Origin of the sequence: Streptacidiphilus sp. MAP12-33, from assembly GCF_041261265.1 — a bacterium.
Lineage (GTDB): Bacteria > Actinomycetota > Actinomycetes > Streptomycetales > Streptomycetaceae > Streptacidiphilus.
The window spans coordinates 60,873-86,693 of sequence record NZ_JBGCCA010000002.1; the positions used below are offsets into that span (position 1 = coordinate 60,873).

The 25,821-nt window shown below is 73.5% G+C and carries 23 protein-coding genes; 8 read left to right on the forward strand and 15 right to left on the reverse strand.

Features of this window, described 5'->3' with window-relative positions; all coding sequences use genetic code 11:
* Positions 1-13: 13 nt before the first annotated feature.
* The 4 genes from ABH931_RS03005 to ABH931_RS03020 all read right to left on the reverse strand — a co-directional run bounded on the left by ABH931_RS03005 (position 14) and on the right by ABH931_RS03020 (position 3,916).
* The gene (locus tag ABH931_RS03005; RefSeq protein ID WP_370109577.1) at positions 14-994 is read right to left on the reverse strand and encodes a phosphatidylserine/phosphatidylglycerophosphate/cardiolipin synthase family protein; all 981 of its coding nucleotides are present in this window, start codon (positions 992-994) and stop codon (positions 14-16) included.
* Positions 995-1,153: 159 nt separating this feature from the next.
* Positions 1,154-2,281, reverse strand: a complete 1,128-nt coding sequence (locus ABH931_RS03010) for a bifunctional RNase H/acid phosphatase (RefSeq protein WP_370109579.1) — start codon at positions 2,279-2,281, stop codon at positions 1,154-1,156.
* A 35-nt stretch (positions 2,282-2,316) separates the two neighbouring features.
* On the reverse strand, positions 2,317-3,060 hold the full coding sequence (locus ABH931_RS03015; protein WP_370110042.1) for a zinc ribbon domain-containing protein: 744 nt from the start codon (positions 3,058-3,060) through the stop codon (positions 2,317-2,319).
* A 10-nt stretch (positions 3,061-3,070) separates the two neighbouring features.
* Entirely contained in the window at positions 3,071-3,916 is an 846-nt protein-coding gene (locus ABH931_RS03020; protein WP_370109582.1) for a Nif3-like dinuclear metal center hexameric protein, read from the reverse strand.
* Between the two features lie 327 nt (positions 3,917-4,243).
* Here ABH931_RS03020 and ABH931_RS03025 point away from each other — a divergent pair, with 327 nt between their 5' ends.
* On the forward strand, positions 4,244-6,259 hold the full coding sequence (locus ABH931_RS03025) for an alpha/beta hydrolase family protein (protein ID WP_370109584.1): 2,016 nt from the start codon (positions 4,244-4,246) through the stop codon (positions 6,257-6,259).
* Between the two features lie 38 nt (positions 6,260-6,297).
* Complete coding sequence (locus ABH931_RS03030) at positions 6,298-6,432, forward strand: hypothetical protein (protein ID WP_370109586.1); 135 nt, start codon at positions 6,298-6,300, stop codon at positions 6,430-6,432.
* A 123-nt stretch (positions 6,433-6,555) separates the two neighbouring features.
* Here ABH931_RS03030 and ABH931_RS03035 read toward each other — a convergent pair whose 3' ends face one another.
* The 5 genes from ABH931_RS03035 to ABH931_RS03055 all read right to left on the reverse strand — a co-directional run bounded on the left by ABH931_RS03035 (position 6,556) and on the right by ABH931_RS03055 (position 13,163).
* Positions 6,556-7,503, reverse strand: coding sequence for a 3-oxoacyl-ACP reductase (locus ABH931_RS03035; protein WP_370109588.1), 948 nt, complete (start codon positions 7,501-7,503; stop codon positions 6,556-6,558).
* Positions 7,500-8,588 (reverse strand): Zn-dependent alcohol dehydrogenase, encoded by a 1,089-nt coding sequence (locus tag ABH931_RS03040; protein WP_370109590.1) that lies wholly within the window; start codon positions 8,586-8,588, stop codon positions 7,500-7,502. The genes ABH931_RS03035 and ABH931_RS03040 overlap by 4 nt, the downstream gene beginning before the upstream one ends.
* An 85-nt stretch (positions 8,589-8,673) precedes the next feature.
* The gene (locus ABH931_RS03045; protein ID WP_370109591.1) at positions 8,674-9,540 is read right to left on the reverse strand and encodes a MaoC/PaaZ C-terminal domain-containing protein; all 867 of its coding nucleotides are present in this window, start codon (positions 9,538-9,540) and stop codon (positions 8,674-8,676) included.
* Between the two features lie 249 nt (positions 9,541-9,789).
* Entirely contained in the window at positions 9,790-10,983 is a 1,194-nt protein-coding gene (locus ABH931_RS03050; RefSeq protein ID WP_370109593.1) for a lipid-transfer protein, read from the reverse strand.
* Positions 10,984-11,003: 20 nt separating this feature from the next.
* Complete coding sequence (locus ABH931_RS03055) at positions 11,004-13,163, reverse strand: acyl-CoA dehydrogenase family protein (RefSeq protein ID WP_370109594.1); 2,160 nt, start codon at positions 13,161-13,163, stop codon at positions 11,004-11,006.
* 403 nt (positions 13,164-13,566) lie between these two features.
* Between ABH931_RS03055 and ABH931_RS03060 the strand changes: the two genes are divergently transcribed.
* From ABH931_RS03060 to ABH931_RS03080, 5 genes are all read left to right on the forward strand, one after another.
* A complete protein-coding gene (locus ABH931_RS03060) occupies positions 13,567-14,253 on the forward strand; it encodes a class I SAM-dependent methyltransferase (RefSeq protein ID WP_370109597.1) in 687 nt (228 codons plus the stop codon).
* 100 nt (positions 14,254-14,353) lie between these two features.
* The gene (locus ABH931_RS03065) at positions 14,354-15,850 is read left to right on the forward strand and encodes a hypothetical protein (protein WP_370109599.1); all 1,497 of its coding nucleotides are present in this window, start codon (positions 14,354-14,356) and stop codon (positions 15,848-15,850) included.
* Complete coding sequence (locus tag ABH931_RS03070; protein ID WP_370109600.1) at positions 15,840-16,811, forward strand: N-acetylmuramoyl-L-alanine amidase; 972 nt, start codon at positions 15,840-15,842, stop codon at positions 16,809-16,811. The genes ABH931_RS03065 and ABH931_RS03070 overlap by 11 nt, the downstream gene beginning before the upstream one ends.
* 50 nt (positions 16,812-16,861) lie before the next feature.
* The gene (locus ABH931_RS03075) at positions 16,862-17,953 is read left to right on the forward strand and encodes a hypothetical protein (RefSeq protein WP_370109602.1); all 1,092 of its coding nucleotides are present in this window, start codon (positions 16,862-16,864) and stop codon (positions 17,951-17,953) included.
* Positions 17,954-18,046: 93 nt separating this feature from the next.
* On the forward strand, positions 18,047-19,060 hold the full coding sequence (locus ABH931_RS03080; RefSeq protein ID WP_370109604.1) for an LLM class F420-dependent oxidoreductase: 1,014 nt from the start codon (positions 18,047-18,049) through the stop codon (positions 19,058-19,060).
* Positions 19,061-19,140: 80 nt separating this feature from the next.
* Here the strand turns inward: ABH931_RS03080 and ABH931_RS03085 are convergent, their stop codons facing one another.
* Genes ABH931_RS03085 through ABH931_RS03100 form a run of 4 tightly spaced genes read right to left on the reverse strand, consistent with a single transcriptional unit; the run spans position 19,141 to position 23,123 of the window.
* Entirely contained in the window at positions 19,141-19,911 is a 771-nt protein-coding gene (locus ABH931_RS03085; protein WP_370109606.1) for a maleylpyruvate isomerase family mycothiol-dependent enzyme, read from the reverse strand.
* Between the two features lie 43 nt (positions 19,912-19,954).
* Complete coding sequence (locus ABH931_RS03090; RefSeq protein ID WP_370110043.1) at positions 19,955-20,983, reverse strand: prenyltransferase; 1,029 nt, start codon at positions 20,981-20,983, stop codon at positions 19,955-19,957.
* A gap of 20 nt (positions 20,984-21,003) precedes the next feature.
* The gene (locus ABH931_RS03095) at positions 21,004-21,744 is read right to left on the reverse strand and encodes a class I SAM-dependent methyltransferase (RefSeq protein ID WP_370109607.1); all 741 of its coding nucleotides are present in this window, start codon (positions 21,742-21,744) and stop codon (positions 21,004-21,006) included.
* Between the two features lie 53 nt (positions 21,745-21,797).
* Positions 21,798-23,123 (reverse strand): glycosyltransferase family 4 protein, encoded by a 1,326-nt coding sequence (locus ABH931_RS03100; RefSeq protein WP_370109609.1) that lies wholly within the window; start codon positions 23,121-23,123, stop codon positions 21,798-21,800.
* 249 nt (positions 23,124-23,372) lie between these two features.
* Here ABH931_RS03100 and ABH931_RS03105 point away from each other — a divergent pair, with 249 nt between their 5' ends.
* Complete coding sequence (locus ABH931_RS03105) at positions 23,373-23,969, forward strand: TetR family transcriptional regulator (RefSeq protein ID WP_370109611.1); 597 nt, start codon at positions 23,373-23,375, stop codon at positions 23,967-23,969.
* A gap of 133 nt (positions 23,970-24,102) precedes the next feature.
* Here ABH931_RS03105 and ABH931_RS03110 read toward each other — a convergent pair whose 3' ends face one another.
* Together ABH931_RS03110 and ABH931_RS03115 are read right to left on the reverse strand one after the other, a co-directional pair.
* Positions 24,103-24,330 carry a ferredoxin gene (locus tag ABH931_RS03110; protein ID WP_370109612.1) on the reverse strand — a complete coding sequence of 76 codons (228 nt, stop codon included), beginning with the start codon at positions 24,328-24,330 and terminating at the stop codon, positions 24,103-24,105.
* Between the two features lies 1 nt (position 24,331).
* Positions 24,332-25,804, reverse strand: a complete 1,473-nt coding sequence (locus tag ABH931_RS03115) for an aldehyde dehydrogenase (protein WP_370109613.1) — start codon at positions 25,802-25,804, stop codon at positions 24,332-24,334.
* Positions 25,805-25,821: the final 17 nt, after the last annotated feature.

Genomic DNA, 25,821 nt, shown 5'->3' on the forward strand with positions numbered 1-25,821 from the left:
CGGGCCTGCACGACTACGCGGGCGTGCCGCCCGCGTAGTCGCTCGCGAAGGCGGTCTCGACGGTGGACGCCACCCCGCTGTCGGTCAGGATGATGCCGAGCTCGCGGTTGTTGTCGAGCGAGTTGGTGGTGATGTTCATCGACCCGGCCTCGACCTTCGCGGTGGCCAGGCCGTAGTCGGCGACGATCGCCTTGGCGTGGATGTAGAAGCCGGTGCTGGAGGAGTAACCGACCACCGTGCCACCGGCGTTGTCGATCTGGGCGACCTCGCTGGAGTAGCTGCCGGGCGTCTCCAGCACGACCCGCACGCGGACTCCGGCCGAGGCGCGGGCGGCGATGGCGTTGACGATCGTCGGGTCGCTGAACTCCTCCTCCTCGACGTCGAGCGTCTTGGTCGCGCCGTTGATGACGCTGAGCAGGCGGCTGCGCGAGTCGGTGGGCGACCAGAGCAGGTTGTCGCCGTCGCCCGGGGTGACCGAGGTGTGGGCGTAGTCGGCGTTGAAGACCTTCTCGATCGCGGCGACGTCGTTGGCGTCGTGGTCGAAGACGCCGTAGTCGCGGCTGGTCGGGTAGTACTTCGCGGTGAGGTTTCCGGTGAGGACCAGCGAGGTGGCGCCGTCGACCGTGATCGTCTTCTGGTGGGTGTAGACGTAGGACGTCGAGGAGTACACCACGCCCACGCCAGCGTTCTTGAGCGCGGTGTAGGCGGAGCTGTTGGTGGAGGTCTCCTTGTGGTCCAGGATGACCCGGACCGTGACGCCGGCCTTCTTGCGGGCGATCAGGTCGTTGACGGCGGTGGTGTCGCTGAGCTCGTACATCGTCATGTCGAGCGTCTTGGTCGCCGAGTTGATGAAGCTGTAGATGGTCGGCTCGGTGGTGCCGAGGTTGAACGCGAAGGCCGAGTAGCTCGCGGCGTGGGCGGGGAGTGCCCCGGCGAACACCGCGGCGCCCGCGGCGAGAGCGACGGTCGTCCGGCGAATGCCCTTGCGAGACATGCGTTTCTCCTAGGGGAGTTGACGGAGAGCCAGCTCCCACGAGGACACCACGCGCGTAGACTGCGCCAGAAGATGACGTCGGTTAAATGTGCATGACCAGTCAGCCACACCTTTGCGGAGCCTGTGCAGGGCAGGTGTGGGCCTCCCCACCATCCTCGCTCAGCGCAGATGTGACGTGTCGTTGAACAGCCGCAGCGAGGCGTTCCCGTCCGCGTAGAACTGGACGGAACAGACGGCCGCCGCGCTCAGCTCCATCCGGTAGAGGGACTCCGTCGGCGCGCCCAGGGCAAGGCGGACGAGCGTCTTGATCGGCGTCACGTGCGAGACGACCAGCACCGTGCGGCCGGCGTAGCGGGCCAGCAGGCGGTCGCGGGCCGCGGCGACCCTGCGGCTCACCGCGACGAAGCTCTCGCCGTCCGGCGGGGCGGTCTTCGGTGAGGCCAACCAGGCGTCCAGCGCCTCCGGCTGACGCTCCTTCACCTCGGCGAAGGTGAGGCCCTCGAAGGAACCGAAGTCGGTCTCCCGCAGCGCCTCCTCGATCCTGACCTCCAGGCCCAGCGCCTCGGCGGACGCCTGCGCGGTCTCCCGGCAGCGGCGCAGCGGCGAGCTGACGATCGCCTCGATCGTGCCGCGCGCGGCGAAGGCCGCGGCGGCGCGCTCCGCCTGCCAGCGGCCGTGCTCGGACAGGGCCGGGTCGTCCCCGCCACTGCCGGAGAAGCGCTTCTGCGGCGTCAGCGCCGTCTCACCGTGGCGCAGCAGCACGAAGGTCGTGGGCTTGCCCATGTCCGCGGGCGCGGCCCAGCCCACGGGGACGGCGGGCTTCGGCTCGGCGAGGGGCTCCTCCACCGCTGCCGGGCGCATCGGGGCGGCCTTCGGCTCCCAGGCGCGGCCCGCCTGACCCGCGTCCATCGCCTCGTTGGCAAGGCGGTCCGCGTGCTTGTTCTCCTTGCGCGGTATCCAGCGGTACTGCACCCGCCCGGCCGGGAAGGCCGTCCGGGCCTCGGCCGCGAGCGGCTTCATGTCCGGGTGCTTGACCTGCCAGCGGCCGGACATCTGCTCGACGACCAGCTTGGAGTCCATCCGGACCTCGACCGTGCCGGTCGGGTCGATCGCGGCGGCGGCCCGCAGCCCGGCGATCAGGCCGCGGTACTCCGCCACGTTGTTGGTGACGCGGCCGAGGAACTCGGCCGCCTCCGCCAGTAGCTCACCGGTGTCGCCGTCGCGGACGACGGCGCCGTAACCGGCGGGCCCGGGGTTGCCCCGCGACCCGCCGTCGGCCTCGACCACGAACCGGCGACCCCCCGAAGCGTTCCCGCCGGTCGTCACAGACCGGACTCCGAGGTGCGGATCAGGATGCGCCCGCAGTTCTCGCAGCGGACGACCTCGTCCGGGGCCGCGGCACGCACGGCGCCGAGGTCGGTGATGGAGAGCTCGACCCGGCAGCCCTCGCAGCGGCGCTGGAACAGGCGGGCCGCGCCGATGCCGCCCTGCTGGGTGCGCAGGCGGGTGTAGACCTTCATCAGGTCGGCCGGGATGGCGGCGGCCAGGATCTCGCGGTCGCGGGTGACCTTCTCCACCTCGGCGTCGATCGAGCCGTAGGAGACGTCGCGCTTGTCCTCGGCCTCCTTGACGGAGCTCTCGGCGTGGTCGCGGCGGCCGGTCATCTCGCTGACGCGGGTCTGCGCGGACTCCAGGCGCTCCATGATCTCCAGGACGATGTCCTCGAGGTCGCTCTGGCGGCGGGCCAGTGAACCGACCTCGTGCTGGAGGTTGGTGAGGTCCTTGGCGGAGCCGACCGAGCCGGAGTCGAGCAGCTTCTGGTTGCGGGCGGCGCGCTGACGCACCTGGTCGACGTCCTGCTCGGCCTTGGTGAGCTCGCGCTGGGTGTCGCTGAGCTGGGTCTCGGCGGCCACGGTCAGCGAGCGCAGCTGGGCGAGGTCGGTGGAACGCTGCTCGATCTCGGCGTGCTCGGGCAGCGTCCGCCGGCGGTGGGCGAGCTGGTCGAGACGGGAGTCGAGTGCCTGCAGGTCCAGCAGGCGGATCTGGTCGGCGGGCGCGGCGTTCAGGGGGAGCTCCTCAGGCGGTGGTCGGTGCGAAAGACATGGGGGCGTGCGCGGTCCAGGGGTCGGTGACGTGGGTGGACACCCGCGTCACAAGGCCCCAGCCGTGCTTGTCGGAGACGGCCAGCAGCGCGCTCTCGGCGCTGCGCAGCCAGGGCCACTCGGTGGCCCAGTGGGCGGCGTCGACCAGGGCGACGTCCGCGTGCTCGCGGGCCTCGGAGGCCGGGTGGTGCCGCAGGTCGGCGGTGACGTAGGCGTCGACCCCGGCCGCGCGGACCTCGGCGAAGAAGCTGTCGCCGGAGCCGCCGCAGACGGCGACGCGGCGGATCGGCTTGTCCAGGTCTCCGGCCGCGCGCACGCCCTGGGCGGTCGCCGGGAGGCCGGCCGCGACGCGGGCCGCGAAGGCGGACAGCGGCTCGGCCTCCGGCAGCTCGCCGATCCGGCCGGTGCCGCGGCGCCCCGCCGGGTCGCTCGGGTCCGGGATGAGCGGGCCGGTGATCCGCAGGCCGACGGCCTCGGCGAGGGCGTCGGAGACGCCCGGGTCGGCGTGGTCGGCGTTGGTGTGCGCGACGAGCAGGCCGATCCCCTGGCGGATCAGCGTGTGCACGACCTTGCCCTTGAAGGTGTCGGCCGCGACGGTGGTGGTGCCGCGCAGGTAGAGCGGGTGGTGCGTGACCACGAGCTGCGCGCCGAAGGCGATCGCCTCGTCGACGACGTCCTGCACCGGGTCCACGGCGAGGAGCACCCGGCTGACCTCGTCCTCCGGGTCGCCGCAGACCAGACCGACGGCGTCCCAGGACTCCGCCCAGGCGGGCGGGTAGAGCTCGTCCAGGGCGCGGCGGACGTCGGAGAGTGTGGGCACGTGTCCGAGGGTATCGCGGCGCGGTGGCCCCGTCGGACATCGCGCGAGGTTACGGGACGAACCGGAGCTCCACCCGTACGAGTGATGTAACCGCGATCCCGTGCGAGCGACGCACGCCCGTCAGTAGCTTCGGTGGTGCGGCCGGGCCCCACCGCGGAGGGCCCGACCAGGTTTCGATCTCGAACGTCGTGACTCGAACGACGCGAGCGGCTCTCGTGAGCTCTACCGAACGCTGCGCACGCACTCCCCGTACGTCCTCCTTGTACGGCCTCCTTACTTCCGTTCCGGCGACGCGTGCCGTCCCGGCCGAGCTGCGGTGGTGCATCCATGACCGCGATCCCCCTGACCGTCCCCCGACTCACCGCCGCCGCCACCGGCCCGGCGGCTCCCTCCGCCGCACTGCGCCGGGTCAGCTTCACCTTCGCGGCCGACGGCTCACACGCCGCCTGCCTGGCGGCGGAGGCCGACGGCCGGTGGTTCGTGGAGAGCTGGCGGCTGGGTGGGCAGCCCGGCGAGGTCTGCGCGCCACAGCCGCTGCGCCCCGGCGCGGGCGGACGCCGCTCGGAGGACGTGCACTCGCAGCTGGTCTCGCTGACCGACGGGCGGGTGCTGATCTGCCGTCACGACAGCTCGGGGCCGTACGCGCAGCAGCAGCTGATCGTGCGCGGCCTCGACGGCCAGGCGGATCTCTCGGCGGGCCGGATCCAGCGGGCCGGGCTGCGCCTGCTGCCGCTGCCCGCTCCGGCGCCCGGCGCGCCAGTGGCGGTGGCGCTGGGCACCGACGGCGAGGCGTCCACCTCGGTCTGGCTGATCAGCGCGAACGGCGTCTCCGCACCACAGCAGGTGGCCGAGCTGCCGGGCCTGTACGGCGGTGGCGTCTGGCTGGACCAGGGCGGGCGGCTGCTGGGCCTGGACCAGTTGCAGCGGCACGGCGACGGCTCGGGCCGGGTCAAGACGGTCGTGCTGGACCTCGCCACCGGGGGGCTCTCCCCGCTGCTGGAACTGACCGCCGACAGCAACGACCGGCTCGCGGCCTGCGATCCGGCCACCGGCCTGGTGCTGGTCCGCAGCGACGCGCCGGGCGAGGACCGGCTCGGCTGGGGCCGGCTCGGCACCCAGGAGCCACCGCACTTCCCGGAGTGCCTGCGCGGCGGACTGCACTTCCTGCGCCCCGTCGCCATCGAGCCCGGCCGCAACCGGGTCGCCGTCCAGGCCGACTGGGGCGCTGGGTCCACGCTGGCCCTCTGGGAGCCCGGCACGATGCGGCTGGAGCCGCTGCCGGTGCCGCCCGGGCGCTTCGGCGGGGTCGCCCACTGGTCGGCGGCGGGCCTGCGCATGCCCTACTCGGCCCCCGACCAGCCCGCCGCGATGGCCTCGATCGACGTCGACCTGCTGCTGAGCGGCGAGACCCGGCCGGTGCCACAGCCCGAGTCCCCGCGCCTGGCGCCCGTCCAGGGCGGCCGGGCGGGGCTGGCGAGCGTGGTGCAGGTGATACCGCAGCCCGTCGAGACCGGCTGGCGGGTGGACGGCAGCACCCGGCGCGGCGACGGCCGCCCGTGGGAGGCCGCGGAGGCGGTCACCCTGCCGGGCGCGGCCGGCCCGCTGGAGGGCGTCGTCTACGGCGGCAAGGAGTGGCTCACCGCCGAGCACCTGGTGATGGCCCTGCACGGCGGCCCGGCCGACGCCTGGCGGCTGGAGTTCGAGCCCACGTTGCAGCGGCTCGCCGCCGAGGGCATGGCGGTCGTCGCCCCCAACCAGCGTGGCAGCACGGGCTACGGCGTCGACCACGCCCAGGCCGTCCAACACGCCTGGGGCGGGCCCGATCTGGAGGACGTGCTGACGATGCTGCAGAGCATCGGCGGGCAGCGGGAGTCCCTGGGCCTGGAGCGGGTGGCCCTGTTCGGCGTCAGCTACGGCGCGTTCCTCGCGCTGCTGGCAGCGGGCACGGCGCCGGATCTGGTGGCACGGGTCGCGGCCGTCTCCCCCTTCCTCTCCGGCGCGCGCCTCGCCGCGGAGGCGGGCCCCGCGGTGCGCGGCCTCACCGAGCGCATGGGCGCGACCACGGATCTGCCGGACGGCCCACGGGACGTGCTGCTGCTGTGCCACCGCCTGATGGCGGAGCTGCTGGTCGTGCACGGCACACAGGACGAGGTGGTCCCCGTCACCCAGTCCCGGGCGCTGCGGCAGGAGTTGCTGCGCATCGGCCGGATCGAGGGCGTCGACTTCCAGTACGTGGAGGCGGCGGGTGCGGGCCACGAGGTCCTGGCGGAGGAGGGCGCGCCACTGCTGCAGGAGCTGCTGGCGAGCTTCCTGCGGGCCACTAGGGTGGGCCCTCGGCAGTAACGACAGAACACATGACAAACACGGAGAAGACGACTCTCATGTCTGATGCCCTCACCGACATCACCCCTGAGACCGCCCTGGAGGAGGACCCGCACGGTCGCCACCGCGGGCACCTCACCGAGGACGAGACCCCGGACCTCGACCCGCACGGCCGTCACCGTCGGGCGGAGTAGTAGCCGCACCCGCCAGGGGCGCGGGGAACTGCGCGACAAGCCACCCCGTGAGGTGAGTCCCCGAACTGACAGGGCCGTCCGCACGCCGTTGGTTGCTCGCGCAGTTCCCCGCGCGCCTGATGGTTACCGCCCGTGCTTCAGCCCCAGCACCGCCGTGTTGGCGAAGCCGTCGCCCGGCTTCCGCTCCGCGTAGAACGGCGACATCAGCTCGTCCAGCTCGCCCGGTGTGAAGACCTCCTTCGCCGTGTCGAACTTGGCCAGCACCGGCGGAGCCCCCAGCACCGCAACCATGCCGCCGTGGACGACGAAGCACTGTCCGTTCACCGCCGCAGCCGCCGGGGACGACAGATAGGCGACCAGCGGAGCGACGTGCTCGGGGGCCAGCGGGTCGATCCCGCTCTCGGGCGCGCCCATCGAGCCGACGAAGACATCCTCCGTCATCCGCGTCCGTGCGCGCGGGCAGATGACGTTGGAGGTGACGCCGTACCGGGCCAGCGCACTCGCACAGCTCGTGGTGAGGCCGACGATGCCGCCCTTCGCGGCGGCGTAGTTCGGCTGGCCCGCCGAGCCCGCCACGAACGCCTCGGACGAGGTGTTGACGATCCGCCCGTAGACCGGCGCCCCGGCCGCCTTGCTGCGGTCGCGCCAGTGCGCGGACGCCGCGCGCGTCGTGGCGAAGTGGCCGCGCAGGTGGACGCGGATGACGGAGTCCCACTCCTCCTCGGTCATGGAGAAGACCATGCGGTCGCGCAGGATGCCGGCGTTGTTGACCACGATGTCGAGCTGCCCGTAGGTGGAGACCGCCAGCTCGACCAGCTCTGCCGCGACGCCGATCTCGGCCACGTCGCCGTAGTGGGCGACGGCCTGGCCGCCGAGGGCCAGGATCTCCGCGACGGTCTCGTCCGCGGGCGCGGCGGACGCGCCGCCACTGCCGTCGCGGCCGGGCGCGCCGAAGTCGTTGACGACGACGTTCGCGCCCGCGCGGGCGAGTTCGAGGGCCTCGGCGCGGCCGAGGCCGCGCCCCGCGCCGGTGACGATCGCGGTCAGGCCGGACAGCGAGGTGGTGGTCACGCGTCCGCCCCCATGGTGATGACGGTGCGCAGCGCCTCACCCGTCCGCATCTGCTCGATCGCGTCGTTGACGTGCTCCAGCTCGACGTGGTGGGTGACCATGCCCTCCAGGTCGAGGCGGCCGGCCCGCCACAGCTCGATGACCTTGCGGTAGGTGGCGGGCACGTCCGCGCCCCCGTACAGGGACGGCAGGATGCGCTTCTCGTTGAAGAACATCTCGAACATGTTGAACTGCGCGTGGTCGTCCATGGCGCCCGCGCCGACGACGACGAGCGCGCCGCCGCGCCGGACGGCGTCGTAGGCGGTGCGGACGGTGGCGGAGCGGCCGACGACCTCGAAGGCGTAGTCGAAGCCCTCGCCGGCGGTGATCCGGGCCTTGGCGTCGTTCAGGTCGTCGGGGTGGACGGCCTCGGTCGCGCCGAAGCGAAGCGCCCACTCACGGCGGGAGGCGACGGGGTCGACGGCGAGGATCTGGGCGGCGCCGCAGATCTTGGCGCCCTGGATCGCGGCTATGCCGACGCCGCCGCAGCCGATCACGACGACGCTCGAACCGGGCTTGACCCTGGCGGTGTTGATCGCGGCGCCGACGCCGGTGGTGACGCCGCAGCCGATGAGGGCGGCGACCTCGTAGGGGACGTCGTCGGGGATCTTCACCGCGCAGCCCGCGGCGACGACGCTCTCCTCGGCGAAGGTGCCGGTGGCGGAGAAGCCGAAGATGTCCTTGCCGTCGTGCTTGTAGTTCGGCGTGCCCATGTTGGCGAAGGCGGCCAGGCACAGGTTGCCCTCGCCGCGCAGGCAGGAGGGGCAGGCGCCGCAGGGCGGCATCCAGCAGACGATGACGCGGTCGCCGACGGCGAGGCCCGTCACGCCCGCGCCGACCTCGGTGATCTCGCCGGCGCCCTCGTGGCCGGGCACGAACGGCGCGGGCTGCGGCAGCACGCCGCTCATCGCGGACAGGTCGGAGTGGCACAGGCTGGCGGCCTTCAGGGCGACCCGGACCTGGCCGGGACCGGTGGCGGGGGTCTCGACGCCGTCGTGGACCTCCAGCTTCTCCTGGCCGGTCTCGTGCAGAACCGCTGCGCGCATGGTCTTCGCTCCTCGGTCAATTCGGTGCGGAAACTGGGTCGGTGCGGAGGGAGAGAGAGAAAGGCAGAAAGGGAGAACGGAAGCGTCAGGGCTGGTAGGTGACGACGGTGTCGGCGAGGACGGGCGCGTCGTCGCGCTCCACGCTGGTCGCGCTGACGAGCAGCTTGTCGGCGCCGTCGCGCCAGATCCGCACGCGGAGCGTCTCGCCGGGGAAGAAGATCCCGGCGAAGCGGGTGCGGTACTCGCGCACGCGGGAGGCGTCGCCGCCGAGCACGGCGTCCACGACGGCCTTGAGGGTGACGCCGTAGGAGCACAGCCCGTGCAGGATCGGGCGGTCGAACCCGGCGAGCTTGGCGAAGTCGGGGTCGGCGTGGAGGGGGTTCCAGTCGCCGGAGAGGCGGTAGAGCAGCGCCTGGTCGTGGCGGACGGGGATCTCGCGGACCGCGTCGGGCTCGCGCGCGGGCAGCTCCAGGCGGACGCTCTCGCCGCGCTCGCCGCCGAAGCCGCCCTCGCCGCGGACGAAGATCTCGGTGTCGCAGGTGTAGAGAGGACCGTCGGCGTCGGCGGCCTCGCTGCGCATGACCAGGACCGCCGCCTTGCCCTTGTCGTAGATCGCGGCGAGCGAACTGGTCAGCGTGCCCTGGCCGGTGGCCGGGATCGGCCGGTGCAGCTCGATGCGCTGGCCGCCATGGAGCACCTGGGCGAGGTTGATCTGGAGCCCCGGCAGGTTGAACGCGCCCGCCTTGGCCAGCCCGCCGCCGGCGACGGTGACGAAGCTGGGCAGGACCTGGAGGTCCTTCTCGTAGGTCCAGCGCAGTTCGTCGGGGTCGGTGGCCGGCCGCTGCGCGCCCGCACCGATGCCCAGGTGGTAGAGGATCACGTCCTTGTGGTCCCAGGCGAGTTCGGTGTGGCGGGCCGGGGCGGCGAGGGCTTCGGCGGGGTTGATGGGCATGGAGAGCCTCTTTCGAGAACCTTAAGGGCATTGGTGGACCCCGACGCGGCCGTCCGCACCGTCGGCCGCGCCGGGGTCGCTTCGACGCGGGTTCCGGCTGCTTCGGTGGTCCGGCCGGTCCCGCGGGCTGTGGGGTGGAGCGGGTGGAACGAGGAGGAGCGAGCTAGAACAAGTTCTAGCGCAAAGCTCGTGACTTGAGAACGCATCGACACGGGTCAGTCACATCCCGCAGCCGAGTGGCCGATCGCCTCACCGCCGCAGCATCGTGACCACGGCCGCGCCGCCGAGGCCGATGTTGTGGGCCAGGCCCACGCGCGCGCCCGCGACCTGACGGCCGTCCGCCTCACCACGCAACTGCCAGACCAGCTCGGCGCACTGGGCCAGCCCGGTGGCACCGAGCGGGTGTCCCTTGGAGATCAGTCCGCCGGACGGGTTGACCACCCACCGGCCGCCGTAGGTCGTGGCGCCCTCGGCGACGAGTTTGCCGCCCGCGCCGTCCGGGCACATGCCGAGCGCCTCGTAGGTGAGGATCTCGTTGACGGAGAAGCAGTCGTGCAGTTCGACGACGTCCACGTCCTCGATGCCGAGCCCGGACTGCCCGAAGACGGCCCGCCCGGCCTCGCGCGACATCGGCTTGCCGACGACGTCGACGCAGGAGCCGGAGGCGAAGCTCTCCTCGGTGTCCGTGGTCATCGCCTGGCCGACGATCTCCACGGCGCGGTCCTGCAGGCCGTGCGCACGCACGAAGCGCTCGCTCGCCACCACGGCGGCCGCGCCGCCGTCGGAGGTGGGCGAGCACTGGAGCTTGGTGAGCGGCGCGTGGATCGTCCGCGCGCCCAGCACCTCCTCCAGGCTGTACTCGTCGCGGAACTGGGCGCGCGGGTTGGCCGTGGAGTGCCGGTGGTTCTTCACGCCGACCAGCGCGAGCTGCTCGGCGGTGGTGCCGTACCGCTCCATGTGCTCACGGGCGGCGTTGCCGAAGATCTGCGCGGTGGGCGGGCTCGCCTCGAAGCCGTGCCGGGCGGCCATGACGCCGTAGTGGCGGGCGACGGGACTGGCCGCGAAGCCGCCCGCACCGGCGCCGCCGCCGAGCGCGCCCTTGCTCATCTGCTCGAAGCCGAGCGCCAGGACGCAGTCGTTCAGCCCGCCCGCCACGAACTGCCGGGCCGTCATCAGCGCGGTGGCGCCGGTGGCGCAGTTGTTGTTGACGTTGTAGACGGGCACGCCGGAAAGGCCGATCGTGTAGACCGCGCGCTGACCAGCCGTGGAGGCCTGGTGGCAGTAGCCGACGGCGGCCTGCTCCACGAGGTCGTAGCCGATGCCCGCGTCGGCCAGGGCGGCCTCGCCGGCCTCCTTGGCCATGTCCCAGTAGTGCCACTCCCTGGTCTCCGGCTTCTCGAACTTCGTCATGCCGACGCCGACGAGGAACACCTTCTCGGTCATCTCTTCTCCGGTCCTTCTCGTTACGCCTGCGGGTCGCGCGGGAGGCCGAGGATGCGCTCGGCGACGACGTTCAGCTGGACCTGGGTGGTGCCGCCGGCGATGGTCAGGCAGCGCGACATCAGCAGCGCGTGCCCCACCTCGCGGCCCAGGCCCTCGTAGACCGCGCCCGCCTCCCCGCACAGCTCCAGCGCGTAGGAGGCGACGCGCTGCGCGTGGGGCGCGGAGACGAGCTTGCGCACACTGCCGCCCGCGCCGGGATCGAGTCCGTCGAGCGCGCTGAGCGTGGTGCGCAGGTCGATGCAGGTCAGCACCTGTTCGTCGGCGACGAGCCGGCCGAGGACGACCGGGTCGGCGCCGGGCGCGCGCAGCAGCCGCTGGACGGCCGGGCCGGTGGGGCTGGAGTCGGCCATGTGGACCCGCTCGTTGCCGAGCGTGTGCCGGGCCACGCGCCAGCCGTCGTCGACGGCGCCGACGACCGCGTCCGCGGGCAGCCGCACGTCGTCGAGGAAGACCTCGTTGAAGACGGCGTCGCCGGTGAGCTCACGCAGCGGGCGGATCTCGACGCCGGGCGTGGCGCGCATGTCGACGACGAAGTAGGTGAGGCCCTTGTGCTTGGGCTTCTCGGGGGAGGTGCGGGCCAGCAGGATGCCGTAGTCGGCGGTGCGGGCGCTGGAGGTCCACACCTTCTGCCCGTCGACGCGCCAGCTGCCGTCCTCCTGACGGACGGCGCGGGTGCGCAGCGCGGCCAGGTCGGAGCCGGCCTCGGGTTCGGAGAACAGCTGGCACCAGGTCAGTTCGCCGCGCAGCGTGGGCATCAGCAGGCGCTCGCGCTGCGCGTCGGTGCCGTGGGCGGCCAGGGAGGGAACCACCCAGTTGCCGATGGTCAGGTCCGGCAGCCGGACGCCACCGGCGCGCAGCTCCTGTTCGACCACCAGTTGGCGCAGCGGCCCGGCCCCCAGCCCGTAGGGCGGCGGGAGGTGCGGCGCGGCCCAGCCCCCGGGGGCGAGGCGGCGGCGCTGTTCGGCCGGGTCGAGTCCACAGACGGAGTCGGCGGCCGCGCGTGCCTCGGCGCGGAACTCCTCGGCCTCGGGCGGCAGTTCCAGTTGCGGACGCCACTGGTCGCTCCGGGCGGCGGCGGTGGCCACGGTGCGCCACAGCGCGCCGTCACCACCGAGGAGTTGGCGCAGTGCGAGGGCGCGGCGCAGGCGCAGGTGGGCGTCGTGCTCCCAGGTGAAGCCGATGCCGCCGAGGATCTGGATGCAGTCCTCGGCATTGGCGCAGGCCGCGTCGGCGGCGAGGGCCGCGGCGACGGCGGCGGTCAGCGGCGTGGTCTCGCGCGCGGCCGCCCAGGTCGCGGCGGCGGCCTTCTCCGCGCGCACCAGCAGCGTGGCGCACAGGTGTTTGACGGCCTGGAACTGGCCGATGGGCCGCCCGAACTGTTCGCGGACGCGCGCGTGGGCGACGGCCGTCTCCAGGGCCCAGCGGGCGATCCCGCAGGCCTCGGCGGCCAGCACGGTCCGTGCCAGGGCCTGCGCCAGGGCGTCGGCGTCCGGACCAGCGAGGCCGGGCAGACGTTCGGCGGGCTCGCCGGCGGCCTCGTCGCCGAACTCGACGCGGGCCAGGCCGCGGGAGAGGTCCAGTCCGGCGAGGGGCACGATCCGCGCGGCGGAGGCAGGCACGGCGTACCAGGCCGGCCCCTGCTCGGCGACGGCCCGGACCAGCAGGAGCTCGGCCTCGGCCGCGCCGAGGACGACCTCGGCCCGCCCGGCCAGCCGCCCGCCCGGGGTGGCGCTCACCGTTCCCTTCCAGGCCACGGCGGCGGTGAGCCCGCCCTCGGCGAGCGCGGCGAGCCGGCTGTCCGCCGGATCGGCGTGGGCCAGCAGCGTGGCGGCGAGGACCGTCGGCAGATAGCCACCGGGCAGCAGCCCGCGGCCGGTCTCCTCGACGACGACGGCCAGGTCCAGCAGCCCGCCGCCGCCCCCGCCCGACTCCTCGGGAAGGTGCGGGCCGAGCAGCCCCTGCTCGGCCAGCCCCTTCCACCACAGGGGCCGGGCGGTCCCCACCGCACCCGGCCCCTCCGCCAGCGCCGCCCTGACCACCGGCCCGGACACCTCCCGCTCCAGCAGGCGGCGCACCGAGCCCCGCAGCTCCCGGTGCTCCTCGCTGATGCCGACAGCCATGACGCCCCCTTCTGCTGCTGACGTGGCGTCAGATTAGAACGTGTTGCAGTAATTGGGAAGTCCGGCGATGGACCCGACTTTCGTCACAGCCGCCGCATCCGGCCTGATCTCCGGCCAGCCATGACCCCGCCCAGGACGAGCGAAAACACCGTTTGCCCAGAATGCTCGGGTTCGCGCGTGCTGGTCTCCGAGCCGACCCACGACGACTTCGACGGCACGTTTCCGCCCACCCACCTGCGGCTCGCCTTCGCTCGCAGCCGCGAGACGGCGGAGCCCGCGATCATGCGGGCACGGCGGACTCCACCGCGATCGACGCCGAGGCTCTGCTCGTCCGTTGACACAGGTCCCCGAGGTGCCTACCGGCCGGGTGCACAGAAGTGACCGGCCGGTAGGGTGGCGCGCTATGGACGCGACGCGACAGACGCCACAGGCACGGGAGACCACGCCGGAGACCGGCCCCGCCGCCCTCCCGCAGGCGCGGGTGCTGGCCGCCTTCGAGGCGGCGACGGGCTTCATGCCCGTGGACGAGGGCCTGGCCCTGTACGCGGCGGCCGTCGAGGCGGCCACCCGCACGGGCCTGCCGCTGCTGGAGATCGGCACGTACTGCGGCCGCTCCACGATCCTGCTCGCCGAGGCCGCGCGCCTGGCCGGGACCGTCACGGTCACCGTGGACCACCACCGGGGCTCGGAGGAGCAGCAGCCCGGCTGGGAGTACCACGACACCAGCCTGGTCGATCCCGAGGTCGGCGTGATGGACACCCTCCCCCGCTTCCGCCGCACCCTGCACGCGGCCGGCCTGGAGCCGTACGTCGTCGCGCTGGTCGGCCGCTCGCCGCAGCTGGCGCGCCTGTGGGGCACGCAGGTCGGCCTGGTCTTCGTCGACGGCGGCCACACCGACGAGCACGCCACCGGCGACTACGAGGGCTGGGTCCCGCACCTCGCCCCCGAGGGCCTGCTCGTCGTCCACGACGTCTTCCCCGACCCGGCGGACGGGGGCCAGGCCCCCTACCGGGTCTACCTGCGGGCGCTCGCGGAGGGCTTCCGCGAGGTCTCCGTCACCGGCTCACTGCGGGTGCTGAGCCGCGGGTAGGAGGATCTTGCTCGCGCAAAGCCGCCTACGGGCGACAGGCTTTCGATACGGTGGCGCCGATCGGTTTCGGGGAACCTGCGGTACGCGGCGAGGTGCGGACATGAGCGATCGGGACGGCACGACCCCTGCGGTCTGGGATCCGACCGCCAACGGCGGTGCGGGCGGCTGGGTCCGCCGCGCCGAACCACGCACGACCCCGCTGCGCCGTGCGGAGGCCTCCGGGGGTGCCCCGGCACCGAGCGACGCCGAGGAGACGGCGGTCCTCCCGCCGGTCCCGTCGGCCCCGCCGACGGGGGTCCCGGACGCACCGCCGATCCCGTCGGCCCCGCCGACGGGGGCGCCGGACGCACCGCCGCCGACTCAGCTGAACCAGCCGATCGCCCGCCCGTACTTCCCGGGCAACGCCCCGCACCAGCCCCCGGCTCCGCAAACCACGGGACCGGGCGTGCCCCAGGCTCCGACCGGCACCCCCGGCCCCGGCCCGGCACCCCAGGACGCGGGCCCCGCAGGCCCCGCGCGGCCCGCCCAGCCGCCGGCCCCGACGGGCTACGTGCCCACCGTCACCGCACCGCAGGCCGGCGGCTTCGGCCCGGCCGCGCCCACCCAGGGCGCCGGTCAGGCGCCGCCCCCACCCACCTCCGGCTTCGCGCCCCGCACCCCGGGCGCAGCCCCCACCGCACCGGGCTACCTGCCCACCGGCCCGGCAGCCGCGCCGCCCGGCTCCACCCCCGCCCCGGGTACAGCCCCGGACGCCCACACCGCCTACATCCCCACCGTCACCGCGCCCCAGGCCGGCGGCTTCGGCGCGGCCGCGCCGTACGTGCCGCCAGGGGTGCAGGGCGGCGGTGGGCAGGTGCCGCCGCAGGGTGGACCGCGGCCGTACCAGCGGCCGGACTTCGGCGGGGCGCAGCAGGACGGAGGAGCCGCCGGGGGGCGGACGGGCCTGTCGACGGGCGTACTCGTCGTGATCGTCGTCGTGATCGCCGCCCTGCTGGGCGTCGGCGCGGTGTGGGGGCTGCACCTCGGGCAGGGGTCGAAGCCGTCCCCCGGACCGAGCACCTCGCCCGCGCCGAGCACCTCGCCCGCCCCGAGCGACTCCGGTAGCCCCAGCGACTCGGCGTCCCCCTCCGCCTCCCCCTCCGCCTCCGCGAGCGGAAGCGCCCAGACGCAGGCGCAGGCCGTGGACTCCCTGCTGTCGCAGAGCAAGACCGTGCGGCTCTCCGTCGCGACCGCCGCGACGGACATCAGCAGCTGCACGAACCTCGCCGCCGCGCAGGGCGCGTTCCAGAGCGCGGGGGCCAGCCGCCAGACGCTCGCGACCCAGGCCGGCGCGCTGGACCTCTCCCAGCTGCCGAACGGCGCCGCGCTGGCGCAGAAGCTCGCCCAGGCGGAGCGGGACTCGGCCGCCGCCGACGACGCGTACGCGTCCTACGCGGGCTCGCTGGCCTCCGGCAACTGCTCCCCGGGAGCCCAGCTGCCGGGCTCCATCACCAGCGCGAACACCACGGCCACGGCGGACAAGAACGGGTTCGTGGTGCAATGGACGCCGATCGCCACACAGTACGGACTGCCTTCGTGGACGGGAAATGACTTCTGACGACCTCGGGCCGCACCACTCGCCGCGCACCAGGGCCACCACGTTCGTGCTGGTCCTGGCGGCCCTGGTGCCGCTCTGTTTCGCGGGCTGGCTCGGCTGGAACGCGATAGCGGGCGAACCCGGCAAGAGCGCGGACGCCCACCCCGCCGCCAGCGGGACGAGCCAGGACGCGGGCGGCTGGGGCTCCCCGAGCGCGGGCGCGAAGGCGAACTCCGCCGGGCACCCCTCCGGCACCCCGACGACCGGGGTCTCGCCCTCCCCCTCCGCGTCGAAGGGCAAGCCGCTCGCGGGCAAGGTCGTGCTGCTGGACCCGGGGCACAACCCGGGCAACGTCGACCACCCGAGCGAGATCAACAAGCTGGTCTTCGTCGGCAACAGCAGCAAGGCGTGCGACACCACCGGCGCCTCCACCAACGCGGGCTACCCGGAGGCGCAGTTCACGCTCGACGTGGCGCGCCGGGTGCGGACGCTGCTCCAGGCCGAGGGGGCGACGGTCGTCATGACGCAGGACGGCAACACCCCCTGGGGGCCCTGCGTCACCGAGCGCGCGGCCATCGGCAACCGGGCCCACGCGGACGCGGCGATCTCCATCCACGCCGACGGCGCGGGGTCGAGCGACCACGGCTTCCATGTGATCATGCCGCAGGCGGTGGACGCGGGCGGGGTGGACAACACCGCGATCGTCGGGCCGTCGCACACTCTCGGCATGGACGTGCGCGCCGCGTTCAACGCCGCCACCGGCGAGCCGTTCGCCAACTACATCAACGGCGGGGTCGGCTACGACATCCGCAGCGACCTGGGCGGCCTGAACATGTCCACGGTGCCGAAGGTGTTCATCGAGTGCGCCAACATGCGCAACTCGGGCGACGCGGACCGGCTGACGTCGGCCTCGTGGCGCCAGGAGGCGGCGCAGGGCATCGCGAACGGGCTCAGCCAGTTCATCCTCCAAGAGGCGCACTGATCGGACTGATACGGTCGCAAGCGGACCACGACTCACGAGAGGCTCACGCGGTGAATCTGCGATCCGTCACCCGAGGGGACGCCGCGCTGGCGGCGTCGGCGCTGCTGCTGCTCGTCTCCTCCTTCTTCACCTTCTTCCAGGCGAGCGCAGGGTCCTGCAACGGAGATCCGTCCGCTTCCTGCTCGACGAACGCGTGGAGCACGGCGCTGTTCCCGCTGCTGCCCGCCGTGGTGCTGCTGGGCGTGATCGGGCCGGTGCTGGTGCTGCTCGGGCGGCTGCTGCCGAACGAGCCGTCCGCGCTCGGCATCGGACTGCGGCCCTGGGGCGTGGTGCTGACGGTGGCTTCGGCCTGGTCCGCGCTGTGGACGCTGTTCGGCGGCCCGACCGGTGCGGTCTTCGGGCACGCCGAGGTCTCCGCCGGTCCGCAGCTGGGCGCCTTCCTCGCCTTCCTGTTCTGCGCGGCGAGCGTGGTGCTCGCCGTGGCCGGTCCGGTGCTTCCGGTGCTCGCCGCGCCGCTGCTGCCGGCGGCGGCTCCGCTCGCACCGCCGACGCCCTACGCGCCGCAGGGCGCACCGGGCCAGCCGGGCTTCCAGGGCTTCGGCGCGCCCGCCGCCCCGGGTGAGGCCGTGCCGGGCGCCCAGCAGTCGCACGTGGGCCACTTCAACCCGCAGCCGGTGCAGCAGGCGCACCCGGGCCAGGCGTTCCACGGTCCGGAGCAGGCCGCGGCGACCCTGCCGCTGCCCAACCCCGGCGAGCAGTCGGCCGCGGTGCCGGCCCCGGCGCCGAGGGCCGAGACCGCGACCGCGCGCCTGTCGCGGCCCGAGCCGCAGGACACCCCGCCGCCCGGCGCGGCCTCCACGGTCCGGCTCGGCCCCGGCGGTCAGCCGCTCGCAGCGGCTCCAGCCCCGGCTCCGGTCGGCGAGCCCGCTGCCCCCGCAGCCGCCTTCGCGCCGTTCTGGTTCGCGGTTCCGGCCGCCCGTCCACTGGCTCCGGAGAGCGACCCGAACGGCGCCCCGGTCGGCGAGCTCGTCCCCGGCACCTGGTACCTGGCCATCGCCCAGCGCGGCGAGGCACTGCTCGCGCGGACCCAGGAGGGCAAGAGCGGCCTGCTGGTGGACACCTCGGGGATCCAGCGCGGCTGACCGCCCTGCTGGTCCTGCCTGGCGTTCCGTCTTGTTCCTTGCGGACCCCCTCGCTAACCTGACACACCGTCAGATAAGCGAGGGGGTCCTGTCATGCGGCTCGGTCTGGTGCTCGGCTACTGGGGCGCGGCACCGACCCCGGGCTTCGTCGAGCTCGCCCAGGAGGTGGAGCGTCTCGGCTTCGACTCGGTGTGGACGGCCGAGTCCTGGGGTTCGGACGTGTTCACCCCACTGACCTGGATCGCCGCCCACACCAGCCGGATCCGCCTCGGCACCGGCATCGCCCAGATGGCCGCCCGCACCCCGACCGCCACCGCCATGCACGCGCTGACGCTCGACCACCTCAGCGGCGGCAGGCTCCTGCTGGGCCTCGGGCTCTCCGGCCCGCAGGTGGTGGAGGGCTGGTACGGGCGCCCGTTCCCGCGCTCGCCGCTCACCGCCGTGCGCGAGTACGTCGACGTCATCCGGCAGACCCTGCGCCGCGAGAAGCCGGTCTCCCTGGACGGCCGCTACCACCCGCTCCCCTATCCCGGCCCGGACGGCACCGGCCTCGGCAAACCGCTCAAGCCGATCACGCACCCGCTCCGCGCCGACCTGCCGATCCTGCTCGGCGCGGAGGGGCCGAAGAACATCGCCCAGACCGTCCGCATCGCCGACGGCTGGCTCCCGCTCTACTTCTCCCCCGAGCGCTGGCACGAGGTCTACGCCGAACCGCTGGCGGGCGCCCGCCCCGGCTTCGTGGTCGCGCCCCTCGTCCACGCCCGCGTCTGCGCGAACGTGGACGAGGGACTGGCACCGATCCGCGCCATGCTCGGCTTCTACATCGGCGGCATGGGCGCGCAGCACCGCAACTTCCACGCCGATCTGATGGCCAGGATGGGCTACGAGGCCGAGGCGCGCCGCATCCAGGAGCTGTTCCTGGCCGGGCGCCGCGAGGAGGCCGTGGCGACGGTCCCGGCCGCCTTCGCCGACGAGATCAGCCTGGTGGGGCCGCGCGAGCGGATCGCGGAGCGGCTGGCGGCGTGGCGGGGCACCCCCGTCACGGACCTGCTGGTCACCTCGCGCGATCCGGAGACGCTGCGGACGCTGGCGGAACTGGTGCTCTGAGGCCGCGCGACCGGCGGGGGTCGGCGGCCGGCGGTGGCCGGCGGTGGCCCGCGGCCGGTGGCCGATGGCCGGCGATGGCTTCAGCCGAGGCTGAGGCTGCCGCGCCACAGCTCCAGCACGCGCTCCTCGCCGAACCGCTCGGGGCCCGCGTCCCCCTGCGGCAGGCGGCCGTTGAGCCAGAGCATCACCTCGCGGGCGGTGCCGCGCACCGCGGCGTCCGCCTTGGCATGGCCGTAGTCGAGGCTGAAGCCCTCTTCGGCGCGCAGGAGTTGCCACTCGCCCGGGGTGTCGGTGGCGTGCAGGTGCAGGCTGTCTCCGGCGCCGGAGAGCGCGGCGCGCTTGTCGAAGGCACGGGCGGTGAAGTCCAGCGCGTTGGTCAGCAGCTCGTCGACGTTGTCGGCGGCCAGCGCGGGCTCGGCCTCCGGCCGCGCGCCGAGCGTCAGTTCGGCGTCGATCCGGTGCACCAGCGTCTCGTGCGCGATCCGGCGGCCCCACCAGCGGGTGCCACCGCCCTGGGCCCAGCCCCAGACCGCGACGTCCGGCCCGGCCTCCCTGAGCGTGGCCACGGTGCGGTCCGCGCCGGTGAGCAGCCAGGCGACCTCCCCTCCGGCCGGCATCGCCGCGTCCGGCACCTCCCGGAACGGCAGCCGCTCGGTCGCCTTGCGGGCGACGATCTCGCCGATCCAGCGGAACACCATGCCCTGGTGGAAGAGGAGGTCGCGCAGCGCCCACTCGGGACAACTGGGGACGGGGGCGCCGAGGTCCGCGCCCTCGGCAAGCTCCGCGATGCGCCGCGCGTCCGCGGCGGCGGAGTCGAGGTAACGGTCGTGTGTGAGCCAGTCCATAGCCATGACGCGGACGCTAGCAGCCCGTTGCCCTACCCAGCGGTCCCGTTCAGCGAACCGCGGCGCAGCACTCCTCCGTGAGCCCCGCCGGGAGCTTCTCGCCGCCGAAGACCGAGACCGTCGCCTCGTCCCCGCCCAGCGCCGCGACCGCGAGCAGCAGGGCACCGGCCGTCCAGGTCGTGCGCTCCTCGGGCCAGATCGCGTCGTCCTCGAAGACGTAGCCCGTCCAGTAGCCGCCGTCCTCGTGGCGCAGGTGCTGGATGGACTTCAGGATCTCCACGGCGCGCTCGGACTCGCCGATCGCCCACAGGGCCAGCGCCAGCTCCGCGCTCTCGCCGCCGGTGACCCACGGGCGGTCCGAGACGCAGCGCACGCCCAGGCCCGGGACGACGAAGCGGTCCCACTCACGCTCGATGCGCTCGCGCGCGGCCGCGCCGCGCAGCGCGGTGCCGAGGACCGGGTAGTACCAGTCCATCGAGTAGCGGTCCTTGTCCAGGAAGCGCTCGGGGTGGTGGGCCACCGCGTGGCCGAGTCGACCGGCCGCCAACTCCCAGTCGGGCTGCGGCTCTTCGAGGTAGTCGGCGATGGCGAGGGCACAGCGCAGCGCGTGGTGGACGCTGGAGCAGCCGGTCAGCAGCGCCTCGTCGGGGGTGGTGCCGTTCTCCTCGCGGCGCCAGGAGACGGTGCCGTCCGCGCGGCCGAGCTCCAGCACGAAGGCCATGGCCCGGCTGACGGTCGGCCAGATCTCCTCCAGGAAGGCGTCGTCGCCCGTGGAGAGGTGGTGGTGCCAGACCCCGACGGCCACGTAGGCGCAGAAGTTGGACTCGCGGTTGAGGTCGCTCGCGGCGCCCTCACGGTAGGCGGCATACCAGGAGCCGTCCGCGTTCTGACTGCCCATCAACCAACGGTAGGCGGCCTCGGCCGCGGCGTGCTCGCCGGCCACGTCCAGGGCCATGGCGGCCTCGACGTGGTCCCAGGGGTCGAGGTGGCCGCCGGCGAACCACGGGATGGCGCCGTCGGCGCGCTGCTCGGCCAGGATGCTGCGTACCGTCGCCGCGGCCTGCTCGGCGGTCAGCACGCCGTCCAGGGTCAGCGTCCTCACGCCTCGTCCTGACCGGTGCGGGGCTTGGTCGCGTAGGCGACGAAGCTCTTGCCGATGACGGGGTTGAGCGCCTTCTCCGTCAGCCGGGTGAGCTTGCCGACGACCGGGGCGCCGACGATGTCCCAGACCAGCAGCTGGTGGTAGGCGCGGACGGGCAGCGCCTTGTCGTTGTCGACGCCGACGGCGCACTTGATCCACCAGTACGGCGAGTGCAGCGCGTGGGCGTGGTGGGTGCCGTGCGGGAGCAGGCCCGCGCCGCGCATCTTCTCCAGCAGCTCGTCGCCGCGGTAGATGCGGATGTGGCCGCCCTCGACCTCGTGGTAGGCGTCGGAGAGCGCCCAGCAGATCTGCTCGGGCAGCCAGCGCGGCACGGTGATGGCGATGGAACCGCCCGGCTTGAGGACGCGGACCATCTCCGCGAGCACGCCCTTGTCGTCCGGGATGTGCTCCATCACCTCGGAGATGATGATCTTGTCAAAGCTGTCGTCCGGGAACGGCAGGTTCAGCGCGTCGCCCTCGACGGCGATCGCGGAGGCACCGGCCGGGGCCTCGCCCTCCAGCTCCATCGCGGCGAACCACTTGCGCACCTCGCGGATCTCGTCCGCGTTCTGGTCCAGGGCGACGACGCGCCCACCGCGCCGGTACACCTCGAAGGCGTGGCGTCCGCCGCCGCAGCCGAGGTCGAGCACCTGGTCGCCCGGGGCGATCGGAAAGCGGGAGAAGTCGACGGTCAGCACGGCCGGGGCTCCTAACGGTGACGGGCAGTAGAGAAAAGGAGAGCGAGGGAAGGTCAGACGTAGCGCCAGCCGCGGCCGGCGCGGGCGGACTGCCCGGTGCCGGTGGCGATCGCCTCGCGGTAGCGCTCGACGGTCAGCTCGGCCGCGCGGCGCCAGGTGAAGCGCTCCAGCACGCGGGCACGGCCCGCGGCACCGATCCGGGCGCGCAGCTCCGGCTCGTCCAGGAGCCTGCCGAGAGCGGCGGCCAGCGCGCCGGGGTCGCCCGGCGGGACGGCCAGGCAGGTCTCGCCGTCGGGGCCGGCGACCTCGGGGATCGCGCCGCCGGTCGTGGCGACCAGCGGCGTGCCGGTGGCCATCGCCTCGGCGGCGGGCAGCGAGAAGCCCTCGTAGAGGGAGGGCACGCAGGCCACCTGGGCACCGCGGACCAGGTCGACGAAGGCCGCGTCGTCGATGCCGCCGCGGAACTCGACGGCGTCCTCCAGGCCGAGCCGCTTGATCGCGTCGGCGACCGGCCCGTCCTCGGGCCGCTTGCCGACGACGACCAGGTGCGCCTCGCGCTCGGTGCGGACCTTGGCGAGCGCCTCGACCAGGTGCACCAGACCCTTGAGCGGCACGTTGGCGCTGGCGGTGGTGACGATCCGGCCCGGCACCTCGGCGACGGACGCGTCCGGCGACCACAGCTCCACGTCCGCGCCGATCGGCACGACGTGCACACGGCCGGGCGCGACGTCGAGGTGGTCGACGATCTCGCGGGCGGAGCTCTCGGAGACCGTCAGGACCGAGTCCAGACGGGCGGCGACGCGGCGCTGCATCCGCGTGAACCCGTACCAGCGGCGCACGGAGAGCTTCTTGAGGGTGCCCTCGGCGGCGTCGAGGTCGAGCTGCCGGTCGACGGTGATGGGGTGGTGGATCGTGGTGACCAGCGGGAAGCCGATCCGGTCCAGACCGAGCAGGCCGTAGCCGAGGGTCTGGTTGTCGTGCACGACGTCGTAGCGGCCGCGGTGCAGGGAGAGGTGGCGCCGGGCCCGCAGGCTGAAGGTCAGCGGCTCGGGGAAGCCGCCGGTACGCATGATCGCCGTCTCCAGCACGTCGACCGGCCCGCGGTACTCCGCGAGCCCGGGCGTCCGGAACGGGTCCGGGTCGCGATAGAGGTCCAGACTGGCGATCTCGGTGAAGCCGAGCTGGCCCGGCCCGGCCGGGTCGACGGCGTGGTGGTCCAGGACGGGGTACGGCTGGCCGCCGAGCACGCGCACGTCGTGCCCGAGCCGGGCGAGCTCGCGCGACAGGTGTCTGACGTAGACGCCCTGGCCGCCGCAGAACGGGTTGCCCTTGTACGAGAGCAGCGCGATACGCAGCGGCGCGTCGTGGCTCGCGGTCAACTGGACCCCTCTCCTGGGTCTCTTGCTGGTCTCTCGTCGCGCTCCCAGTCGTCCCGGGCGCGTCCCGGGCCTCCCGGGGCGATCCCGGCCAGGGTAATCTAGAACACGTTCCAGCGTGGCGGCAGCGAGAGAGCTTGAAGATTACCGGTCCGTAGCTTTACGAAATCGGGCGGGGCGGGTGATTCGCGCCACGCCCGCGCGGTAGGCCATGATGCGTGGGGTCCAGCGGTAGGCACGTAGGAGCGCCCGATGACGACCAGCCCGCGGCCGGCGGCGCCGCCACTCACCGAGCGGCAGGAGGCGCGTCGCCGCCGCATCCTGCACACCGCCGCGCAACTGGCGTCGCGCGGCGGCTTCGAGGCGGTCCAGATGCGCGAGGTCGCGGAGCTGGCGGGCGTCGCCCTGGGCACGCTGTACCGGTACTTCCCGTCCAAGGTGCATCTGCTGGTCGCGACGATGCAGGACCAGTTGCAGATCTTCCAGGAGCAGACCCGCAAGCACCCCGTCGAGGGCGAGGACCCCGGGGCACGCGTGGCCGACACCCTGATGCGCACCTTCCGCGGCCTGCAGCGCGAGCCAAAGCTCGCGGAGGCGATGGTCCGCGCCCTGACCTTCGCCGACCGCTCGGTGAGTGCGGAGGTGGACCAGGTCAGCCGGATCACCGGACAGCTCATCCTCGACGCCATGGGCCTGACGGAACCCCCCACGCGGGAGCAGTTGGCCGCGGTGCGGGTCATCGAGCACACCTGGCACTCGGCGCTGGTGACGTGGCTGAGCGGCCGCGCCTCGATCGCCCAGGTCCGCATCGACCTCGAGACGGCCTGCAAGCTTCTGACGATGAGCTAGTTGCACTCCCCCGGGGGCGCGAGGAACTGCGCGACAAGCCACCCTGGGCCTTGAGATCCCGCGCGAACAGGGCCGTCCGCCTGGAGTGGGTTGCTCGCGCAGTTCCCCGCGCCCCTGAGGAAGTGCAACGTCCCTAGTCCGGGAAAACCGGATCCCCGGTCTCCGCCATCTGGATCAGGATCGCCTCCACCGGGCAGGTCTCCGCCGCGGCGAGGACGACCTCGGACGCGTCGATCTCGTCGTCGACGGGGTGCGACTGCCGGGCGGCGTCCAGCCTGAACGCGTCCGGCGCGCTGTTCGCGCAGAACCCACTGCTGATGCAGACGCGCCGGTCGACCTCCAGCCGCCAGCGGTCACCCATCTCAGTTGCCCTCCGGGACGGGGTACCCCTGCGGGAGGTTGATGGTCTTGTCCTCCAGGAAGCCCGACATGCCCTCCGGGCCGAACTCCCGGCCCAGGCCGGAGTTCTTGAAGCCGCCGAACGGCCCGTTGAAGTCGAGACTGAAGCTGTTGACCGAGAAGGTGCCCGTCCGCACCTGCCGGGCGACGTCCACGCCGTGGACAGGATCGCCCGCCCAGACGCTGCCGGAAAGGCCGTACTCGGAGTCGTTGGCGATGCGGATCGCGTCCGCCTCGTCGTCGTAGGGCAGCAGGCAGACGACGGGGCCGAAGATCTCCTCGCGCGCCACCCGCATCCGGTTGTCCACGGACCCCAGCAGCGTCGGCTCGACGTACCAGCCGCGCGGCTGCGCCGCGGGGACGCCACCGCCGGTGAGGACCTTGGCGCCCTCGTCCTGGCCGATGCGGATGTAGTCGAGGTTGCGCTGTTGCTGGCGCTTGGCGACCAGCGGGCCGACCTGCGTGGCGCCGTCCAGCGGATCGCCGACGACCAGGCCGCTGACGGCGGCGGCCATCTTGTCCGCGATCTCGTCGTAGCGGGAGCGCGGCGCGAGCACGCGCGTGAGGGCGACGCAGGCCTGGCCGTTGTTCATGTAGGAGGCGCCCATCAGGTTCGCCACGGCGGCGTCGATGTCGGCGTCGGCGAGCAGGATCGCCGCGGACTTGCCGCCGAGCTCCAGGGTGACCCGGGTGAGGTTGCGCGAGGCGACCTCCATGATCCGCTTGCCCGCCCCGACCGAGCCGGTGAAGGAGATCTTGTCGATGCCGGGGTGGCCGACGAGGTACTCGCTGACCTCGCGGTCGGCCGGGAGGATGCTCAGTACGCCCTCGGGCAGGCCGGCCTCGGTGGCGATCTCGGCGAGGATGTAGGAGTCGAGCGGCGTCTCCGGCGAGGGCTTGAGCACCACGGTGCAGCCGGCCAGCAGCGCGGGCGCGAGCTTGGCCGCCGCGACGAACTGCGGGACGTTCCACGGGACCACGGCCGCGACGACGCCGGCCGGCTCGCGGCGGACCAGGATCGGGCTGAGCACGCCGCTGCGGTACTGCTCGAAGCGGAAGTCACGGGCGATCGCGATCGCCGAGTCCCAGATCATCACCGGCCCGAAGGCCTGGGCCAGGATGCTCCAGGAGTACGGCGAGCCGTTCTCCGAGCTGATCACCCGGGCGATCTCGTCCGCGCGGGCGGCGATGCCGTCCTTGATCCGGGTGCAGACCTCGATCCGCTCCTCGATGCTCATCCGCGGCCACGGGCCCTCGTCGAAGGCCCTGCGCGCGGCGGCGACGGCGCGGTCCACGTCCGCGCGGGCCGCGTGCGGCACGCGCCCGATGACCTCCTCGGTGTGCGGGGAGATCACCTCGATCACCTCGGCGCCGGAGGGCGCCACCAGCGTTCCGCCGATGTAGAGCTCGCCGTACTCGGTCACGCCGTCGACCATCGGTCTCTCCTCCCGAA

What these genes read in the sequence shown, in the direction of transcription:
- ABH931_RS03040 (WP_370109590.1), bottom strand. Translation starts at nt 8,588, where the DNA reads ATGCGCGCAGCGGTTCTGCACGAGACCGGCCAGGAGAAGCTGGAGGTC.
- ABH931_RS03070 (WP_370109600.1), top strand. Translation starts at nt 15,840, where the DNA reads ATGACTTCTGACGACCTCGGGCCGCACCACTCGCCGCGCACCAGGGCC.
- ABH931_RS03105 (WP_370109611.1), top strand. Translation starts at nt 23,373, where the DNA reads ATGACGACCAGCCCGCGGCCGGCGGCGCCGCCACTCACCGAGCGGCAG.
- ABH931_RS03115 (WP_370109613.1), bottom strand. Translation starts at nt 25,804, where the DNA reads ATGGTCGACGGCGTGACCGAGTACGGCGAGCTCTACATCGGCGGAACG.
- ABH931_RS03060 (WP_370109597.1), top strand. Translation starts at nt 13,567, where the DNA reads ATGGACGCGACGCGACAGACGCCACAGGCACGGGAGACCACGCCGGAG.
- ABH931_RS03080 (WP_370109604.1), top strand. Translation starts at nt 18,047, where the DNA reads ATGCGGCTCGGTCTGGTGCTCGGCTACTGGGGCGCGGCACCGACCCCG.
- ABH931_RS03065 (WP_370109599.1), top strand. Translation starts at nt 14,354, where the DNA reads ATGAGCGATCGGGACGGCACGACCCCTGCGGTCTGGGATCCGACCGCC.
- ABH931_RS03025 (WP_370109584.1), top strand. Translation starts at nt 4,244, where the DNA reads ATGACCGCGATCCCCCTGACCGTCCCCCGACTCACCGCCGCCGCCACC.
- ABH931_RS03110 (WP_370109612.1), bottom strand. Translation starts at nt 24,330, where the DNA reads ATGGGTGACCGCTGGCGGCTGGAGGTCGACCGGCGCGTCTGCATCAGC.
- ABH931_RS03005 (WP_370109577.1), bottom strand. Translation starts at nt 994, where the DNA reads ATGTCTCGCAAGGGCATTCGCCGGACGACCGTCGCTCTCGCCGCGGGC.
- ABH931_RS03045 (WP_370109591.1), bottom strand. Translation starts at nt 9,540, where the DNA reads ATGCCCATCAACCCCGCCGAAGCCCTCGCCGCCCCGGCCCGCCACACC.
- ABH931_RS03050 (WP_370109593.1), bottom strand. Translation starts at nt 10,983, where the DNA reads ATGACCGAGAAGGTGTTCCTCGTCGGCGTCGGCATGACGAAGTTCGAG.
- ABH931_RS03055 (WP_370109594.1), bottom strand. Translation starts at nt 13,163, where the DNA reads ATGGCTGTCGGCATCAGCGAGGAGCACCGGGAGCTGCGGGGCTCGGTG.
- ABH931_RS03030 (WP_370109586.1), top strand. Translation starts at nt 6,298, where the DNA reads ATGTCTGATGCCCTCACCGACATCACCCCTGAGACCGCCCTGGAGGAG.
- ABH931_RS03085 (WP_370109606.1), bottom strand. Translation starts at nt 19,911, where the DNA reads ATGGCTATGGACTGGCTCACACACGACCGTTACCTCGACTCCGCCGCC.